The organism is Microbacterium sp. 1.5R (genome assembly GCF_001889265.1).
Lineage (GTDB): Bacteria > Actinomycetota > Actinomycetes > Actinomycetales > Microbacteriaceae > Microbacterium.
The window spans coordinates 582,951-600,004 of the sequence record NZ_CP018151.1; the positions used below are offsets into that span (position 1 = coordinate 582,951).

At 68.4% G+C, this 17,054-nt stretch carries 17 protein-coding genes; 14 read left to right on the top strand and 3 right to left on the bottom strand.

The features are described 5' to 3' along the window. Positions 1-121: 121 nt before the first annotated feature. The 10 genes from hpt to BMW26_RS02795 all read left to right on the top strand — a co-directional run bounded on the left by hpt (position 122) and on the right by BMW26_RS02795 (position 8,753). Entirely contained in the window at positions 122-673 is a 552-nt protein-coding gene (gene hpt / locus BMW26_RS02750; protein ID WP_053098725.1) for a hypoxanthine phosphoribosyltransferase, read from the top strand. An 81-nt stretch (positions 674-754) separates the two neighbouring features. Then, positions 755-2,755 carry an ATP-dependent zinc metalloprotease FtsH gene (ftsH, locus tag BMW26_RS02755; RefSeq protein WP_056276765.1) on the top strand — a complete coding sequence of 667 codons (2,001 nt, stop codon included), beginning with the start codon at positions 755-757 and terminating at the stop codon, positions 2,753-2,755. Between the two features lie 3 nt (positions 2,756-2,758). Next, on the top strand, positions 2,759-3,358 hold the full coding sequence (folE, locus tag BMW26_RS02760) for a GTP cyclohydrolase I (protein ID WP_053098727.1): 600 nt from the start codon (positions 2,759-2,761) through the stop codon (positions 3,356-3,358). Then, positions 3,355-4,155, top strand: coding sequence for a dihydropteroate synthase (gene folP, locus BMW26_RS02765; RefSeq protein WP_072590702.1), 801 nt, complete (start codon positions 3,355-3,357; stop codon positions 4,153-4,155). The genes folE and folP overlap by 4 nt, the downstream gene beginning before the upstream one ends. Positions 4,156-4,158: 3 nt before the next feature. Continuing rightward, the gene (folB, locus tag BMW26_RS02770) at positions 4,159-4,551 is read left to right on the top strand and encodes a dihydroneopterin aldolase (protein ID WP_056276771.1); all 393 of its coding nucleotides are present in this window, start codon (positions 4,159-4,161) and stop codon (positions 4,549-4,551) included. Continuing rightward, on the top strand, positions 4,548-5,087 hold the full coding sequence (gene folK / locus BMW26_RS02775) for a 2-amino-4-hydroxy-6-hydroxymethyldihydropteridine diphosphokinase (protein ID WP_072590703.1): 540 nt from the start codon (positions 4,548-4,550) through the stop codon (positions 5,085-5,087). Before folB ends, folK begins: the two co-directional genes overlap by 4 nt. Continuing rightward, the gene (locus BMW26_RS02780; RefSeq protein WP_072590704.1) at positions 5,084-5,581 is read left to right on the top strand and encodes a DUF3180 domain-containing protein; all 498 of its coding nucleotides are present in this window, start codon (positions 5,084-5,086) and stop codon (positions 5,579-5,581) included. Before folK ends, BMW26_RS02780 begins: the two co-directional genes overlap by 4 nt. Beyond that, a complete protein-coding gene (locus BMW26_RS02785) occupies positions 5,517-6,113 on the top strand; it encodes a PH domain-containing protein (protein ID WP_053098732.1) in 597 nt (198 codons plus the stop codon). The genes BMW26_RS02780 and BMW26_RS02785 overlap by 65 nt, the downstream gene beginning before the upstream one ends. Further along, positions 6,110-8,056, top strand: a complete 1,947-nt coding sequence (locus tag BMW26_RS02790; protein ID WP_083569270.1) for a PH domain-containing protein — start codon at positions 6,110-6,112, stop codon at positions 8,054-8,056. The genes BMW26_RS02785 and BMW26_RS02790 overlap by 4 nt, the downstream gene beginning before the upstream one ends. Further along, positions 8,049-8,753: a DUF2520 domain-containing protein gene (locus BMW26_RS02795; RefSeq protein WP_053098733.1), complete on the top strand. Its 705-nt coding sequence runs from the start codon at positions 8,049-8,051 to the stop codon at positions 8,751-8,753. Before BMW26_RS02790 ends, BMW26_RS02795 begins: the two co-directional genes overlap by 8 nt. 2 nt (positions 8,754-8,755) lie before the next feature. Here BMW26_RS02795 and BMW26_RS02800 read toward each other — a convergent pair whose 3' ends face one another. Next, on the bottom strand, positions 8,756-10,597 hold the full coding sequence (locus BMW26_RS02800; RefSeq protein WP_072590705.1) for a DUF2207 domain-containing protein: 1,842 nt from the start codon (positions 10,595-10,597) through the stop codon (positions 8,756-8,758). Between the two features lie 80 nt (positions 10,598-10,677). On the opposite strand from BMW26_RS02800, the gene lysS reads away from it, so the two are divergent. Beyond that, the gene (gene lysS, locus BMW26_RS02805) at positions 10,678-12,204 is read left to right on the top strand and encodes a lysine--tRNA ligase (RefSeq protein WP_053098735.1); all 1,527 of its coding nucleotides are present in this window, start codon (positions 10,678-10,680) and stop codon (positions 12,202-12,204) included. Here the strand turns inward: lysS and BMW26_RS02810 are convergent. After that, entirely contained in the window at positions 12,197-13,315 is a 1,119-nt protein-coding gene (locus BMW26_RS02810; RefSeq protein ID WP_072590706.1) for a DUF4192 family protein, read from the bottom strand. The two genes, lysS and BMW26_RS02810, sit on opposite strands and share 8 nt — an antisense overlap. Before the next feature lie 120 nt (positions 13,316-13,435). Between BMW26_RS02810 and BMW26_RS17715 the strand changes: the two genes are divergently transcribed. The 3 genes from BMW26_RS17715 to BMW26_RS02820 all read left to right on the top strand — a co-directional run bounded on the left by BMW26_RS17715 (position 13,436) and on the right by BMW26_RS02820 (position 15,963). Next, positions 13,436-13,609 carry a hypothetical protein gene (locus BMW26_RS17715; RefSeq protein ID WP_171821981.1) on the top strand — a complete coding sequence of 58 codons (174 nt, stop codon included), beginning with the start codon at positions 13,436-13,438 and terminating at the stop codon, positions 13,607-13,609. 100 nt (positions 13,610-13,709) lie between these two features. Then, the gene (gene cls, locus BMW26_RS02815) at positions 13,710-15,170 is read left to right on the top strand and encodes a cardiolipin synthase (RefSeq protein ID WP_053098737.1); all 1,461 of its coding nucleotides are present in this window, start codon (positions 13,710-13,712) and stop codon (positions 15,168-15,170) included. Positions 15,171-15,222: 52 nt separating this feature from the next. Beyond that, positions 15,223-15,963, top strand: a complete 741-nt coding sequence (locus BMW26_RS02820) for a hypothetical protein (protein WP_053098738.1) — start codon at positions 15,223-15,225, stop codon at positions 15,961-15,963. 28 nt (positions 15,964-15,991) lie between these two features. Here BMW26_RS02820 and BMW26_RS02825 read toward each other — a convergent pair whose 3' ends face one another. After that, positions 15,992-16,990 carry a diacylglycerol/lipid kinase family protein gene (locus tag BMW26_RS02825; RefSeq protein WP_072590707.1) on the bottom strand — a complete coding sequence of 333 codons (999 nt, stop codon included), beginning with the start codon at positions 16,988-16,990 and terminating at the stop codon, positions 15,992-15,994. Between the last annotated feature and the right edge of the window lie 64 nt (positions 16,991-17,054).

Consider the following 17,054-nt stretch of genomic DNA (forward strand, 5'->3'; position numbering starts at 1 on the left):
CCGGGGCGTCCGCCCGTCACACCGTCAGAGTAGTGGGGATGCCGGCGCGCATCCGGAATTCTGGTCGACGATCTGCGGATGCTGTGCAGGACCATGGTGATGCGTCGCCTAAAATCGATCCATGCGCGCCGCGGAGATCCAGGACGACCTTGCTCAGATCCTCGTCACAGAGGAGGAGATCATCGCGAAGCTCGATGAGCTCGCGGCCCAGGTGGCGATCGATTACGAGGGCAAGGAGATCATCCTCGTCGGCGTGCTCAAGGGCGCGGTCATGGTCATGGCCGACTTCGCCCGCGCACTTCCGTTCCACGCTCCGATGGACTGGATGGCCGTCTCGAGCTACGGTGCGAGCACCAAGTCGAGTGGTGTCGTGCAGATTCGCAAGGACCTCGACACCGACCTGAACGGCAAGCACGTGCTGATCGTCGAGGACATCATCGACTCGGGTCTGACCCTCAGCTGGCTGCTCGAGAACTTCGAGTCGCGCGGCGCGGAGTCCATCGAGGTGCTCGCCCTCCTCCGCAAGCCCGAGGCCGCGAAGGTGGTCATCGACTGCAAGTACGTCGGCTTCGACATCCCGACCGACTTCGTGGTCGGCTACGGCCTCGACTACGACGAGCGCTACCGCAACCTGCGCGATGTGGCCGTGCTGGCCCCGCACGTCTACAGCTGAGCGGACGCTCCGGCGCACCCGCTACGCCGTGGGTGAACGCACAGCGGCCACCTAGGGCGCGCGCGATACGCTGATCCGACCATGGATGTCAAGAAGCTCACGCGGAACCCGCTGATCTACGTCGCTCTGATCGGACTGCTGCTGTTCGGCGGCTTCCTGCTGATCTCGAACCTCGGCGCCCCCAAGCAGATCACGACCCAGGAGGGTCTCGAGCTGCTCGGCGGCAAGACGGTGACCGAGGTCGTCAACACCGACGGCGACCAGCGGGTCGACATGACCCTGTCCAAGGCCTTCGAGGGCGCGGACAAGGTGCAGTTCTACTACGTCGACGCCCGGGCCGAAGAAGTGGTCACAGCGATCAACGACGCCGACCCGAAGGACGGCTTCAACGATGCCGTTCCGCGTGCGACCTGGTTCGACGGCATCCTCTCCCTTCTTCTTCCTCTCGTGCTGCTCGGCCTGCTGTTCTGGTGGCTCCTGTCGTCGATGCAGGGCGGCGGCGGCAAGGTCATGCAGTTCGGCAAGTCCAAGGCCAAGCTCGTCAACAAGGAAACCCCGACCGTCACCTTCGCCGACGTCGCCGGTGCGGATGAGGCGATCGAGGAGCTCCACGAGATCAAGGAGTTCCTGCAGGACCCGGCCAAGTTCCAGGCCATCGGCGCCCGCATCCCGAAGGGCGTGCTGCTGTACGGCCCTCCCGGAACCGGAAAGACGTTGCTCGCCCGCGCGGTCGCCGGCGAGGCGGGAGCCCCGTTCTACTCGATCTCGGGTTCCGACTTCGTCGAGATGTTCGTCGGTGTCGGCGCATCCCGAGTGCGCGACCTGTTCAACGTGGCGAAGGAGAATTCTCCCGCCATCATCTTCATCGATGAGATCGACGCCGTCGGTCGTCACCGCGGTGCCGGCATGGGCGGCGGAAACGACGAGCGCGAGCAGACGCTCAACCAGATGCTCGTCGAGATGGACGGCTTCGACCCGAACGCGAACGTCATCGTGATCGCCGCGACGAACCGTCCCGACATCCTCGACCCCGCACTACTGCGTCCGGGCCGCTTCGACCGCCAGATCGGCGTCGACGCCCCTGACCTCCGCGGCCGCCAGAAGATCCTCGAGGTGCACAGCAAGGGCAAGCCGCTGTCGAAGAGCGTCGACCTCGAGGTCGTCGCCCGCAAGACTCCCGGATTCACGGGTGCCGATCTCGCGAATGTCCTCAATGAGGCCGCGCTGCTGACCGCCCGCTCGAATGCGCAGCTGGTCGACAACCGTGCGCTCGACGAGGCCATCGACCGTGTGATCGCCGGCCCTCAGCGTCGCACCCGCGTGATGAAGGACAAGGAGAAGCTCATCACCGCGTATCACGAGGGCGGTCACGCTCTCGCAGCTGCGGCGATGAACTACACCGACCCTGTGACGAAGATCACGATCCTGCCTCGCGGCAAGGCCCTCGGCTACACGATGGTGCTGCCGCTCGACGACAAGTACTCCGTCACGCGCAACGAGCTGCAGGATCAGCTCACGTACGCGATGGGTGGCCGCGTCGCCGAGGAGATCATCTTCCACGACCCGACCACCGGTGCCTCGAACGACATCGAGAAGGCGACCTCGATCGCCCGCAAGATGGTCATCGAGTACGGCATGACCACCCAGGTGGGTCCGGTCAAGCTCGGTTCCGAGGGTGGCGACATGTTCGTCGCGCGCGACATGGGCCGTGGCCGCGAGTACTCCGAGAAGGTCGCGGAGCGGGTGGATGCCGAGGTGCGCGCACTCATCGAGCAGGCGCACAACGAGGCGTACGAGGTCATCAGCGCCAACCGCGACATCCTCGACAGGCTCGCTCTGGCCCTCCTCGAGGAGGAGACACTGGACCACAATCAGATCGCCGAGATCTTCACCGAGGTGAAGAAGCTCCCCGAACGTCCGCTGTGGCTCTCGAGCGAAGACCGCCCCGTCTCGGAGCGTCCCCCGATCGAGGTCCCGAAGAAGGACGTCTCGCTGGCTGCTTCGATCCAGGCGCCGGCGTCGGCTCCGCGCACACAGCCAGGATCGGCGGGAGCCGGTCAGGCTCGACCAGCGACGGCCTGACCCGTGTCTGTCGACCGCGCGCGTGTCGAGCGACTCACCAGGGAACTGCTCGAGGCGATCGGCGAAGACCCTGACCGTCCCGGGCTGAAGCAGACGCCGACGCGGATGGGCGATCTGTATGCGGAGTTCTTCGCCGGGGTCGGCGAAGACCCCGCAGCGCCTCTCGCGCACACGATCAGCGTCGCCCGGGGTCCCGCACCCGACACGCTCCCCTCGGGTGCCGTGCTGCTGCGGGACATCCGATTCCGGTCGGTGTGCGAGCACCACCTGCTGCCGTTCGCGGGGCGCGCGCACATCGCCTACCTCCCGGGCGAGCAGGTGGTCGGGCTGGGCGCGCTCGTGCGCGTCGTCGAGATCCTCGCCACCCGCCCCCAGGTGCAGGAACGACTCGGCGAGCAGATCGCCGACACCATCGCGGAGCACCTCGACACCCGCGGAGTGCTCGTCGTGCTGGATGCCAGCCACGGCTGTGTGACGATGCGCGGAGGACGGCAGCCGGAGGCGTCCACGCTGACCATCGCCGCCCGCGGCGAGTACACGGACCCGATCGCGAGGGCGGAGCTCATCGCGCTGATCGGCGCCCCGAGCGCGGGGCACGCATGACGGGGATCTGGGGGATCGTCAACGTCACGCCCGACTCGTTCAGCGACGGCGGTCGGTATCTCGACGTGGATCGGGCCGTCGAACATGGCCTGCGGCTGCGGACCGAGGGAGCAACCGTGCTCGACGTCGGCGGCGAGTCGACGAGGCCGGGAGCCGAGCGCGTGGGGGCGGAGATCGAGCAGGAGCGCGTGCTCCCCGTGATCGAGCGACTCGTCGCTGAGGGCGCGCCTGTGAGCATCGACACCATCAACGCGTCGACTGCGGCGGCGGCCGTCCGAGCGGGCGCTCGGATCGTCAACGACGTCTCCGGCGGGCTCGCCGACCCCGACATGCTGGCTGCCGTCGCCGAGTCCGGCGCGGACTATGCGATCGGCCACTGGCGTGGTTTCTCCGCTGACATGTACGAGCACGCCGAGTATCGTCGTGCCGCCCGCGAGGTCGCGGGAGAGCTGCGCGAGCGCATGGGCGAGGCCGCGGCTGCGGGAATCGCGCCGTCGCGCCTGATCGTCGACCCGGGGATCGGATTCTCGAAGAAGGGCGGCCAGAACTGGGGCGTCCTCCGCGGCCTCGACGAGATCGTCGCGCTGGGGCCACGCGTGCTCGTGGGCACCTCCCGGAAGAGGTTCCTCGCGGAGACCATCGGCGCCGACCCTGCGGCGGTGTCCGAGGCACGTCGCGACCTCGCGACATCAGTCACGAGCGCCCTCGCCGCCCGCGCCGGCGTCTGGGCCGTCAGAGTCCACGATGTCGGTGCCACCCGCGATGCTCTGGCCATCGTGCATGCCTGGGAGGGATGAACCATGGATGTCCTCGACGAGATCGTCCTCACCGGACTGACCGTGTTCGGTCGGCACGGCGTGTACGACCACGAGCGGGAGAACGGTCAGGAGTTCACGATCGATCTGCGCCTTCGGATGCCGCTGGACGATGCGGCGTCATCGGACGACGTGGCCGACACGGTGCACTACGGAGAGCTCGCCGAGAGAGTCGCAGAGGTCGTCGCGGGCGAGCCGGTGAACCTCATCGAGACGCTCGCCGATCGCATCGCGGCTGTCGCGCTCGCCGACGCCCGGGTGCACTCCGTCACCGTCACGGTGCACAAGCCGCATGCTCCGATCGCCCTGACCTTCTCGGACGTCGCCGTCACCGTGCACCGGGCGCGACAGCAGTTCGCCGAGGAGGAGTCGCGATGAGTCGCAATCTGGCGAACCCGCCGAGTCTCCCCGGCCCGCGACCCGGGCGCGAGGATGCCGTCGCGGTCGTCGCCTTCGGCGCGAATCTCGGTGATCGCGAACGCACGATCCGCGCCGCCGCCGAGCGCATCTCGCGACTGCCGCTGGTCAGAGACGTGCGGTTGTCCTCGTTGATCGAGACCGTCGCGCTGCGGCTCGACGGGCCGGATCCCGACGCCCCGGGGTATGTGAACGCGGTCGCCCTGGTCACCACCCGCCTCGCTCCGTCGATCCTGCTCGGCATGCTGCACGCGATCGAAGACGAGTACGGCCGCGAGCGCCTGGAGAGATGGGGCGATCGGACACTCGACCTCGACCTGATCGCCTACGGTGACGAGTCGGCGGAGGGTGACGGACTGCAGCTGCCGCATCCCCGTGCGTTCGAGAGGTTGTTCGTCCTCGAGCCGTGGCTCGAACTCGATCGCGACGCAGTGCTTCCCGGTGCGGGTCGGGTCGCCGACCTCGTCGCGGATCTGCGACGCCGGGAGCAGCGATGAAGCGCACCTCGATCGGACTCCTCGTGCTCCTCGCCGTGCTCGCCGCCTGCGGGGGCTTCGTCCTCGACCACATGCTGACGGCGATGGGCCGCACGACCTTCACGCCGTCGTTGCTGCTGCCCGTGCTGCTCCTGCTCATCGGCGCAGCCTCGCTGGGCGTCGCCTGGCCGGTGCGCGCGAGCGTTCGCAACGGCGTCCGCATCGATCCGTTCCGTGCGACGCGCGCGGTGACGCTGGCCCGCGCGTCCAGTCTCGTCGGGGCGATCATGGCGGGGTTCGGAGCGGGCCTCTTGTCGTTCCTCCTCTCCCGGCCGATCGATCCCCCGGTAGGGTCGACTGTGGCGATGCTGGCACTGATCGGAAGCGCGGTCGTGCTGGCCGTCGCCGCGCTCATCGCCGAACAGTTCTGCATACTTCCGAAGGATCCTGATGACTCAGAACCCAGAGATCGAGCCGGGGATCCCGGCCCCGCTGAACTCGGCGGAGGTCACTGACCGCGCGGCCCTCGACCAGGGCACGTACCCGCAGCTGCGCACCGCGCGCAGCGAGGCGAGACTCGAGCTCGACGGGACCTGGCATCAGATCTCACCTCGCTACGTGGTCTCGCAGAACGTGCAGAACCTGATCTTCATCGCCGTCGTCCTCGCGGTCGCGGCGGTTCTCGCGCTCGTGCTGCATCAGACCTGGGCGTGGATCCCGGCGGGTGTCGTCGTGCTCATCACGCTGATCACCATGGTCATCCTGCCGAGGCAGGCGAGGGCCATCGGATACATGCTCCGCGAAGACGACATCGTCTTCCGCAAGGGCATCCTCTGGCAGCGCATGATCGCCGTGCCCTACGGACGTATGCAGCTCGTCGACATCACCCAGGGGCCGCTGGATCGCGCGTTCGGCATCTCCCAGCTGAAGATGGTCACCGCCGCCGCGACGACCGGAGTGCAGATCCCCGGTCTCACCCAGACGGCGGCGGAAGCGCTGCGGGACACCCTGATCGAGGTCGCCGAGACTCGCCGGACGGGCCTGTGAGCGAGCACCAGCCGCCGGCACCGACGGGAGAGCGGCCCAGCGCGGCCACCGGGCGCGAGACCCTCGCCGACGGCGAGTGGCATCGGATGCATCCGCTCACCCCGCTCTTCAAGGGCGGGCTGGCCCTCATCATCATCGCGGGCATCGCGATCGCCAACCTTCGCGACCGTCTGATCGCCTGGTTCGTCGACCTCTTCACCCCCGAAGAGGCGCAGTACGACTACAGCGGCGGGGATCCCGTCGACTGGGTGCTGCAGAACAACCTCATCGTCATCGTGCTGCTCAGCGTGCTCGGACTGGTCGTCGTCCTCGTCCTCATCTTCTGGTTCGTCTGGCGCTTCCAGCAGTTCCGGATCACGGGGGACCACGTCGAGGTCCGCAAGGGCATCGTCTTCCGCTCGCACCGTCGCGCTCCGCTCGACCGGGTGCAGGGCGTCAACCTCACCCGTCCGTTCCCCGCGCGCATCATCGGACTCGCGAAGCTCGAGGTCGTCGGTGCCGGCACCGATTCCAACGTCGAGCTCGAGTACCTCGCGACTCCGCGCGCAGAGGCGGTGCGCACCGACATCCTGCGCCTCGCCTCGGGTGCGCGCGCGGCCAGACTCACAGCTGCGGACGCCGCGGCCGGCGTGCGCTCCTCTGACGCCGCAGGCTCGGGGACCGTCGCGCCCGGTTCGGCACGGGCACAGCTCGTCGGATCGATGAACGCCGGCGTCAACGATCTGATCAGCGGCGTCGACCTCGCCGACGTCGAGCCCGAGAGTGTGGTGAAGATCCCGACGGGGCGTCTCGTCGGCTCCCAGCTCATCTCGAGCGTCCTCTGGCTCATCTTCTTCGGGATCATCTTCGGGGTCGCGGTCGGCGGCGTCGCGATCGGCTCGCTGATCGACGGAGACCCCATCGGCGGGTTCCTCGGTCTCGGGATCACGCTGGGCATCGCGATCCCCATGATCATCGCGATCGTCGGAATCACCTGGGCGCAGATCTCGAAGTCGCTGCGCTACTCGATCGCCCCGACGCCCGACGGCGTGCGGATCACCTACGGTCTGCTGACGACCGTGACCGAGACGCTGCCGCCTGGACGCATCTTCGCCGTGGAGGTCACGCAGTCGCTGCTGTGGCGGCCGTTCGGCTGGTGGACCATCAGGATCAACCGCATGAGCGGCAAGAGCGCCGCTCAGCAGTCGTCGGGTTCGGCCCAGCAGTTCAGCGTCGTGCTGCCGGTCGGCAAGCGCGCCGATGTCGAACGCGTGCTCGCGCTGATCCTTCCCGATGCTCCGGTCGCCGACATCCCGCTCGTGTGGGAGCACGGCATTCTCGGGCCGGTCGAGGGCGACCCGTACCGGACGATGCCTCGGCGCGCATGGTGGCGCAGGCCCGTGTCGTGGAAGCGTCACGGCTTCGCGTTGACCGAGTTCGGACTCCTGCTCCGGCGTGGCATCGTCTGGCGCAAGCTGGCGATCTTCCCGCTCGCCCGGCTGCAGGGAGTGTCGCTCTCGCAGGGGCCGATCGACCGTGCGCAGCGTGTGTCCGGTGCGCAGGTGCACTCCGTGCAGGGGCTCATCACGGGCTATCTGTCGGGTCTCGAACGCGATGACGCGCTGTACCTGCTCGACAGGGTGAGCTCGGCAGCGGTCGCCGCCGCCGCGCGCGATCACACCCACCGGTGGGGCGAATACGTGACGGATGCCGAGGGAGCGCAGGTTCCCGGATATCCGGTCCCCGGGGCGGATGCCGCTGCAGGCGTCTCCGGGGCCCCGCTGCCTCCTCCGGCTCCGCCTGTCGTCCCTCCGGCTCCGCCTGTCGCGCCGCCCGCTCCGCCTGTCGTGCCTCCGGCTCCGCCTGTCGCGCCGCCCGCTCCGCCTGTCGTGCCTCCGGCTCCGCCTGTCGCTCCGCCCGTACCTCCGGCCCCGCCCGCAGCGCCGGCTCCGAACGGTGAGTGATCCGACGCGCCGCGATGGGCGCCTCGGAGTCGGCATCATCGGCGCGGGACGAGTGGGGCCGGTCATCGGCGCGGCTCTCGCCGGAGCAGGACACGCGATCATCGGCATCACGAGCGGCTCTGACGACGACCGTGCGTCAGCGGTGCTGCCGGACGTCCCGATCCTCGATGCGCTGGAGGTCGTGCGTCGCAGCGAGCTGGTCGTGGTGGCCGTTCCTCACGATCAGCTGGCGGGCCTGATCGCGGGCATCGCCGAGGTCGGAGGCTGGCAGCTCGGCCAGCTCGTGCTGCACACGGACCCCGGTCACGGCATCGAGGTGCTGCGACCGGCGGCCTCGAGCGGTGCGATCCCGCTCGCCGTGCATCCGGCGATCACCTTCACGGGCACATCGATCGATCTGCGTCAGCTGCAGGCGAGCTATGCGGCGGTCACCGCTCCGGCGGCGGTGCTTCCCATCGCGCAGGCTCTGGCAGTCGAGATGGGATGCGAGCCGGTCGTGATCTCGGAGGCCGATCGGGAGGCCTACGCCGACGCGATCCAGACCGTCACCGAGTTCTCACGCTCGATCATCGCGCAGTCCACCTCGCGCCTCGGTGAACTCGGCGTCGAGAACCCGGGGGGATACCTCTCCGCCCTGGTGCAGTCGACGGTCGAACGGGCGCTCCGCGATGCGTCAGGGCCGCCCCCTCTGCTCTGACGTCAGCGACCGCCCGAGAAGCCGCCTCCACCGCCTCCGCCGGAGAAGCCGCCGCCGAACGATCCGCCTGCGCTCGACGACGAGCTCGCACTCGGTGCCGCGTACGTCGCGGACGCGTGCGACGTCGCAGCGAACGCCACGAGCTGACCGCGGACGAAGGGCGCGCTGGGATCCCCGATCCACGACGCGCCTCGTTGCTCGTAGGCGTACACCTGCTCGAGAATGGCGCCCCATTCGTTCTCCATGCCGAACAGCATCGCGTAGGGGAGCAGGCGCTCGTAGACGACGATCACGTTCGCGCTGCCGTCCTGTCGCCTCTCGGCGCCCGTGTACGACTGGAGCATCCGGAGTCGGTCGGCTTCGGCGACGCGGATGAACTCCCTGACGCCCATGAGGTACTCGTACAGTCGGGCGCCTTCGGCGGTGAGGACGGTGTGCTTCGAGAAGCCGTAGAAGGAGGACAGGAGAACGAGGAAGACACCGAACGCGATCGCGACGAACGCAGGAATCGCTGTGACACGTCCGCCGATGATCCCCCAGAGGCCGAGGGCGAAGCCTGCGAGCACGACGCCGATCGCACACCACTGCAGGATCATCGCGCCCCTGCCGCGCGCCTTGGTGGTGAGGCCGCGTGACACCGCTGCCTCGATGCCGCTCTGCGAGAGCGTCTTCATGCGAGCCGCGAAGTCCTCGCTCGAACTCGGGACCTCGGCGACTCCTGCGGCGTCGGCGCCGACGAAGAGCGCATCCAGTGCCTGGGCGTCGAGCTCGTCAGGAATCCTTCCACCCGGAAGGCGTCGCAGCCGTGGCTGCTCGACGTCGGTGCCGTCCTCGATGCGCAGCAGGCCGCGTACCGCGAGGTGGATGATCTCTGCGGGGATCGGGTCTTTGGCGCCGGGCACGATCCCGGTGGCCAGCAGTGGCGGCAGCGAATCCGGCACGTCGTACTGCGCGACGATGATGCCGCTGGATGTGCGTCGCTTCTTCTTGAACGCCGACACGGCGATCCAGCTTCCGACCGAGAGCCCGAGCCCGCCGAGTGCCGCGATCGCGGGCACGGTGTCGGTCACGGGATCGGGCTGCCGAGCCGACGGCTGCACAGCGGTGCCGGGGTCGAATCCGACGGCGATCGTGATCCCCTCGCCGGGGGAGAGCTCTTTCGCCTCGACAGCGAACTGCGAGCCGTCGGGCGACGCGACAAGGTCGCACTCGTTCGTCGATCCCTGGTAGCCGGTGTAGCAGCGGGCGTTTCCGGTCATCCGCTCCGTCATCGTCTCGTCGAACACGATCTCCGCACGGAAGTCCTCGACGGGCTGCGTGCTGTCGAGAGGAAGCAGGTCCCAGTAGAACTCGTCGACTCCGGAGTCTGCCGCCAGGATCACGTCGCGCATCTCGTATTCGATCACGTAGGTCGTGAGTCCGCGCACGTAGTCGTCGTCGCCGGTGAGCACCAGCAGCAGCCCGTCCTCCTGCTCGGTCTCGTAGGGCACGTCGGCCCCGGTCTCGTCGGTCACCGACAGCACTCGCACATCGAGCCACGCGTTCTCGTAGCTCGTCGGAAGGCCGCGGACGATCCCCTTGTTCTGATCGACCTCGGGGAATCGAGCCGTGAGGGACTCGGTGACGTGCATGTGCGAGCGGCCGTCGTCGTCGAGACCCACCTCGTACCGTGCATCCCACGATGCGTAGGAGAAGTCGTCCACGTCGGCGCGGATCGCGGTCGAGGCACCGGCGGCGGGTGCTGGTCCCGCTGCTGCTGCAGCTGCCGGTGTCGTGGGCACGAGCAGTGCAGCGGCGGTGAGACCGATCGTGACGAGCGTGCGGGCGAGTCTGGTGGCTGCCATGCTTCGAGGCTACCCAGACTCGACCGCAGGGTGAGGGGTCGGACCTCGGTAAACTGGACACGACTTTCAAGGAGCCCCGAATGACTGACGCGTCTGCCGCGCCCGAGACGACCACCGCCGCCACTGAAGAAGACGTCCACGAGCAGAAGGCCGTGCGCCTGGCGAAGCGCGAGCGTCTGGTCGCGAACCGCGCGGACGCCGGCGGGGGAGCGTTCCCTGTCAGCGTGCCGGTGACTCACCAGATCCCGGCGCTGCGCGCCGAGTACGGCGAGCTCGAGGCGGGTGCCGAGACGGGCGTCGTCGTCGGAGTCGCAGGTCGTGTGGTGTTCAGTCGCAATACGGGCAAGCTGTGCTTCGCGACGCTGCAGGCCGGCGACGGCTCGCGGATCCAGGCGATGATCTCGCTCGCGAACGTCGGGGAGCAGTCGCTCGCCGATTGGAAGGAGTACGTCGACCTCGGGGATCACGTCTTCGTGCACGGCGAGGTGATCTCCAGCCGCCGAGGCGAGCTGTCGATCATGGCCGACGGGTGGGCGATCGCCTCGAAGGCGATCCTGCCGCTCCCGAATGCGTACTCGGAGCTCAGTGAAGAGGGCCGGGTCCGCAGCCGCTACCTCGACCTGATCGTCCGCGAGCAGGCGCGCACGACGGTCCGCGCTCGTGCGGCGGTGAACGCGAGCCTGCGAGCGACGTTCGGCAGCCACGACTACCTCGAGGTCGAGACCCCGATGCTGCAGGTGCAGCACGGTGGAGCATCCGCTCGCCCGTTCGTCACCCATTCGAACGCATTCGACACGGAGCTCTACCTGCGGATCGCGCCCGAGCTGTACCTGAAGCGTGCCGTGGTCGGTGGCATCGAGCGGGTGTACGAGATCAACCGCAACTTCCGCAACGAGGGCGCAGACTCGACCCACAGCCCCGAGTTCGCGATGCTCGAGGCCTATCAGGCCTATGGCGACTACAACCAGATGGCCGCGCTGACGCAGGAGCTGGTGCAGCAGGCGGCGATCGCGGTCGCCGGTTCGACCACGGTCACCTGGGCGGACGGCACCGAGTACGACCTCGGTGGCGAATGGGATCGCATCTCGATGTACGAGTCGCTGTCGGCGGCATCCGGTCGCACGATCACTCCGAGCGATCCGGTCGAGGACCTGATCGCCTTCGCCGAGGCGAACGGCGTGGACCTGCCCGCTCAGGCCACGCACGGCAAGCTCGTCGAAGAGCTGTGGGAGCACTTCGTGAAGGGCGACCTCGTGCGCCCGACCTTCGTCATGGACTTCCCCGTCGACACCTCGCCCCTCGTCCGCGAGCACCGCTCGATCGAGGGCGTCGTGGAGAAGTGGGATCTGTACATCCGCGGGTTCGAGCTGGCGACCGGATACTCCGAGCTCGTCGACCCCGTCATCCAGCGCGAGCGCTTCGTCGAGCAGGCGAAGCTCGCCGCCCGCGGTGACGTCGAGGCGATGCCGGTCGATGAGGAGTTCCTGCGGGCGCTCGAGCACGGCATGCCGCCGTCCGGCGGCATGGGCATGGGCATCGATCGCCTGCTGATGGCGATCACCGGGCTCGGCATCCGCGAGACCATCCTCTTCCCCCTCGTCAAATAGCGGGCGTCGCGCCGCGTCTGAACGCCCACTCCGGCAGCATGGCCGCGTCGATCATCGACGCGAGCAGCGCGGCGAGACCGTACTCGGGATCGATCGCCCGCACGAGATCGAGGTACTGCGCGGCATGGCTCGAGCGGCCGAGTGCCCAGGAGAGCCATGCCGCAGCGGTGAGCGGAGCGGGTCTCGCCGCAGGCGGGGCGAGAGCGGCAGCCGTGCGGACGAGTGAGAGGGCGACTGCGAGTCGCTGCGGATCAGGAGTGGGTCCCCGGCCGAGGAAGACATCGCCCAGGTCGTCGGGCACCCTGGTCGTCGCGCCCGCGAAGTCGAGCTGCGCCTGGAGCGTGCGCTCGCCGCCGCGCGCATCGGTCGCCCATTGGGTCAGCGCGACGTCTCGGAAGAGCGGGCGATCGAGGCACCAGAGGAGGGCCGCGGTGGCGAACGGCGGCAGATCGTCCGGGGATGCCAGAACGGACTCGAAGAAGGCCGGGATGTCCTCGAGGAGCACGAGCGCCGCGATCGCCTGAGGGTTCTCCGTGCTCGTCGCCCCAGGTGTGCCGCCTCGTTCGAGGAGACCGCTGACGTCACGCAGTGCGCGCCCCACCCGCTCCTTGTCGGCGAAGCCGGCCGCAGGAAGAGCAGCACCGGACAGCTGGTCCCCGGAGACGTCACCGACACCCGGCACCTCGGGTGCGCGGCGGTCGAGACGGCGGACCTGCGGATCGCCGTCGAGGTAGCTCGACCACCCGTCGGGGGTCACGCAGAGCGCATCGACGATACGCAGTCCGGCGTCCTCCGCCCGACCGAGCACTTCATCGACCTCGACGGCGAAGGGGAGCACCAGCCCGTCGCGTGTGCGCTGCACGGTGTCATCCGTATAGACCACGAGGGCGACCGCATCCGTCCGCTCGACTCGCGAGACGAGGCCGACCGCGGCATCCGCGTAGTCGGCGAGGTCGTCGTGGCTGCGGGGGAGGTCGAGTCGCATCGCGCCGTACGTGCGTGTGCCACGGAACGGCAGCAGGACGAGGCTCTCAGTCGGAGTGAAGCCTGCGAGAGAGGGGACGATGCTGAGGAACTCAGCGGAGCCGGAAGCGCGGAGCAGTGTTGTCATCCGGCGAGTCTCATCGCACGAGCACGCTCGCGGTCGGTCTCCACAGCGCCGATGGTCTATCCCCCTTCTGCGCCCGAGTGTGGAGGAGCAGTGGGGTAGTGAGTCGCGTACCATGGAGCCATGGAGAACTTCTGGCTCGCAGCCGCATGGTCGCTCATCCCGACCATCGGGGTGAGCGTCGTGTTCTTCTTCGTGCTCCGCGGAATCCTGCGGTTCGATCGCACCGAACGCAAGGTGCACGCACGGATCGAAGCCGAGGAGCGGGCCGCACGCGGTCTGCCGCCGCGCTCCTGAGCGGCGTCGGAACCATCGGCTACTGTGTAGCCAGCGCACCGTCATCGGTGCCCACTGAAGCGCCCGGCGTCGAAGTGCCGAGCGGCCGAGAGGACGAGGGATGACGCCCGAGATCTGGGCTTGGTGGACCGCGGCGTTCCTGATCGCCCTCGACCTGACCATCCGCATCACGGCGATCATCATCATCCCGCGCAACCGGCGTCCCACGGCGGCGATGGCCTGGCTGCTCGCGGTCTTCTTCATCCCGTTCGTCGGTGTGTTCCTCTTCCTGCTCATCGGAAATCCACGGCTGCCGCGAGCGCGGCGTCGCAAGCAGGATCAGATCAACGAGTACATCGCCGAGACGAGCGAGCACCTGCACTTCGGCACCCTGCGCCCGAATGCGCCGAGCTGGTTTCCCCCGCTCGTCGAGATGAACCACCGTCTCGGAGCGCTGCCGATCTCCGGCGACAACGGCGCGCATCTGATCGCGGACTATCAGGACTCGCTCGATGCGATGGCCGACGAGATCCGCAAGGCCCAGGACTACGTCCACATCGAGTTCTACATCCTCCAGTCCGATGCGTCGACGGACAACTTCTTCCGCGCGATGGAAGAGGTGGCAGAACGCGGCGTGCATGTCCGCGTGCTGCTGGACCACTGGGCGAACAGGTGGAAGCCGAAGTACCGGAAGACCGTCGCCCGGCTCAATCGGATGGGCGCGAACTGGCACCTGATGCTGCCGGTGCAGCCGCTGAAGGGACGCATGCAGCGGCCCGACCTGCGCAACCACCGCAAGCTCCTCGTGGTCGACGGCAAGGTCGCGTTCCTCGGCTCCCAGAACGTCACCGACTCGACCTACAACCTTCCCAAGAACATCAAGCGGGGTCTGCACTGGGTCGACCTCATGGTCCGCATCGACGGGCCCGTCGTGCTGAGCGTGAACGCCATCTTCCTCAGCGACTGGTACAGCGAGACCGACGAGGTGCTGCAGGAGATCGACATCTCGCACGCCGAGGCGGGCTCGGGCGACCTGGACTGCCAGGTCGTGCCGTCGGGACCGGGGTTCGAGGTCGAGAACAACCTGCGTCTGTTCCTCGGGCTGCTCTACGCGGCCAAAGAGAAGATCATGATCGTCAGCCCGTACTTCGTGCCGGATGAAGCGCTGCTGCTCGCGGTCACCGCAGCGGTCGACCGGGGGGTCGCGGTCGAGCTGTTCGTCTCCGAAGAGGGCGACCAGGCGATGGTCTACCACGCCCAGCGCAGCTACTACGAGGCGCTGCTGAAGGCCGGGGTGCGGATCTGGATGTATCGCAAGCCGTACATCCTGCACACGAAGAGTCTGACCATCGACGACCAGGTCGCCGTGATCGGCTCGAGCAATATGGACATGCGCTCGTTCGGTCTGAACCTCGAGGTGTCGATGCTCGTCCGCGGCGAGGAGTTCGTCCTCGAGATGCGCGCGGTCGAAGACGTCTACCGCTCGCTCAGCCGGGAGCTCACTCTCGAGGAGTGGATGCAGCAGCCGCTCCGGTCGACAGTCCTCGACAACCTCGCCCGTCTCACCTCGGCGCTGCAATAGGGCGCCGATAGGGGGGGTGCTTTCGGCAGACCGCGGCCGGTACCCTGTGTGCATGGCTTCCCCGTCGCGTGTCGTCGCCGCTCTCTCGTCCCTGGCCGCTCTGCTGCTGATCGCGGGGTGCACGATCGGCCCCGGGGCCACAGGATCGCAGGCGACCTCGAACCCGTCGAGCGGGCCCGGGCAGAGCACCGACGATTCGGACGACGTCGAAGGCACGCTGCTCGACGACGGCCGCATGTTCGCCGTGGTGACGTGGGGCTCCTCGACGTGCATTCCCCAGGTCGACGCGGTGACGGCCGAGGGGCAGACGGTATCGGTGACGCTGGTCGAGCCGGAGTCAGAGACGGACGGCGAGAAGGCGTGCACCGCTGACCTGGCCTCCCGCGCGAGCATCGGCGCACTGCCCGAGGGAGTCGACCCGACGAAGGAGATCACTCTGCAGGTGACGTACGGCGACATGGTCGACGACGTCGAACTCGACGGCGACCCGTCGTTCACCGGCACCCCCGGCTCATCGACGGAGTACGCGCCGAGTGCCGGCTGGTTCGATGACGGCTCGCTGGTGCTGCTCACGTGGGGCTCTTCAGGCTGCCCCCCGGTGGTCGAGAGCCTCGAGGGATCTGGTGCATCGGGCACCGCGACCTTCACGACCGACGACGATCAGGTGTGCACCATGGACATGGCACCGCGCGCGACGATCCTGGAATTCGGCGAGGACGCCGTCGATGATGACGCCTTCACCCTCACGCTCGTCGGCGGGAACCTCGACGGCACGGTCGAGGTGCGCAGCTGACGCTGTAAGAAGTGCGCGCCCCGGTGGATCAGAGCGATGCGACCGGGTGATCGGCGGGGAGCGCCAGCAGAAGAGCCCCGGGATCGACCCGGCACGTGACGCGCACCGCTGTCCCGAACTCGTCGCCGTCGAGCTCGATCGGGGTGGGAGAGGTCACCGCGGCTTCGGCGACGGCTCCGCGGAAGTAGTGCACCGATGCGTCCCGGCCCCGTCGCTCGAGCACGCGACGGCCGGCGCGCGAGCGTCGCAGCACCGAGTTGTCCCACCAGATCTTGCGCCACACGCCGAGCCAGCCCCAGACGCCGGTCGGCTGGATCACGGCGACGTCGAGGACGCCGTCGGTGATGGAGGCGTCGGGGATCAGCGCGATTCCCGCAGGCAGGGTGCCGCAATTGGCGAACAGGATGCTGTGCACCTTCGTCGAGTGCAGGCGGCCGTCGTCGATCTGGAACACGGATCGGAACGGCTCGGCGCTCACGAGCGACCTCGCCGCGCCGTCGACGTACGCGATCCAGCCGACCGACTTCTTGAGGTCGGGGCGCGTGTTGGCGATCATGTCGGCATCCAGCCCGACGCCGGCGAGAACGACGTAGGCGTGCTCCTCGTCTTGCCCGCTCTCTCTCGTCAGACGCGCCCAGCCGATGTCGATCGCGTGGCGGAATTCGCCCAGCGCCGCGCGGATCATCTCGTCGGGGTCGGCCAGCGGGAGTCCGAGATTGCGCGCCAGCAGGTTGCCCGTGCCACTCGGCAGGATCGCGAGCGGCACCCCGGTGTTGGCGATGGCCTCGGAGACAGCGCGTACCGTGCCGTCTCCGCCGGCCACCAGCACGACATCCACGCCGCGTGCGAGGGCCTCGGCCGTCGCACCCTGACCGGGATCTTCGATCGTGGTCGGATAGAAGGCCGGATGCTCCCACCCGGCCTCGTGCGAGAGAGCGCGGACTCGCGCCCGCAGCTGCTTCCCGTCGACCTTGATCGGGTTGTAGACGAGCGCTGCCTGGCGTCGGCCGGTGGCGCTCGTGGTCATGGCGCTACTCTAGCCCGGGCGTCGGCCCGCCCGGACGCGGCGGACGCGCCCGGGCCGCACCATA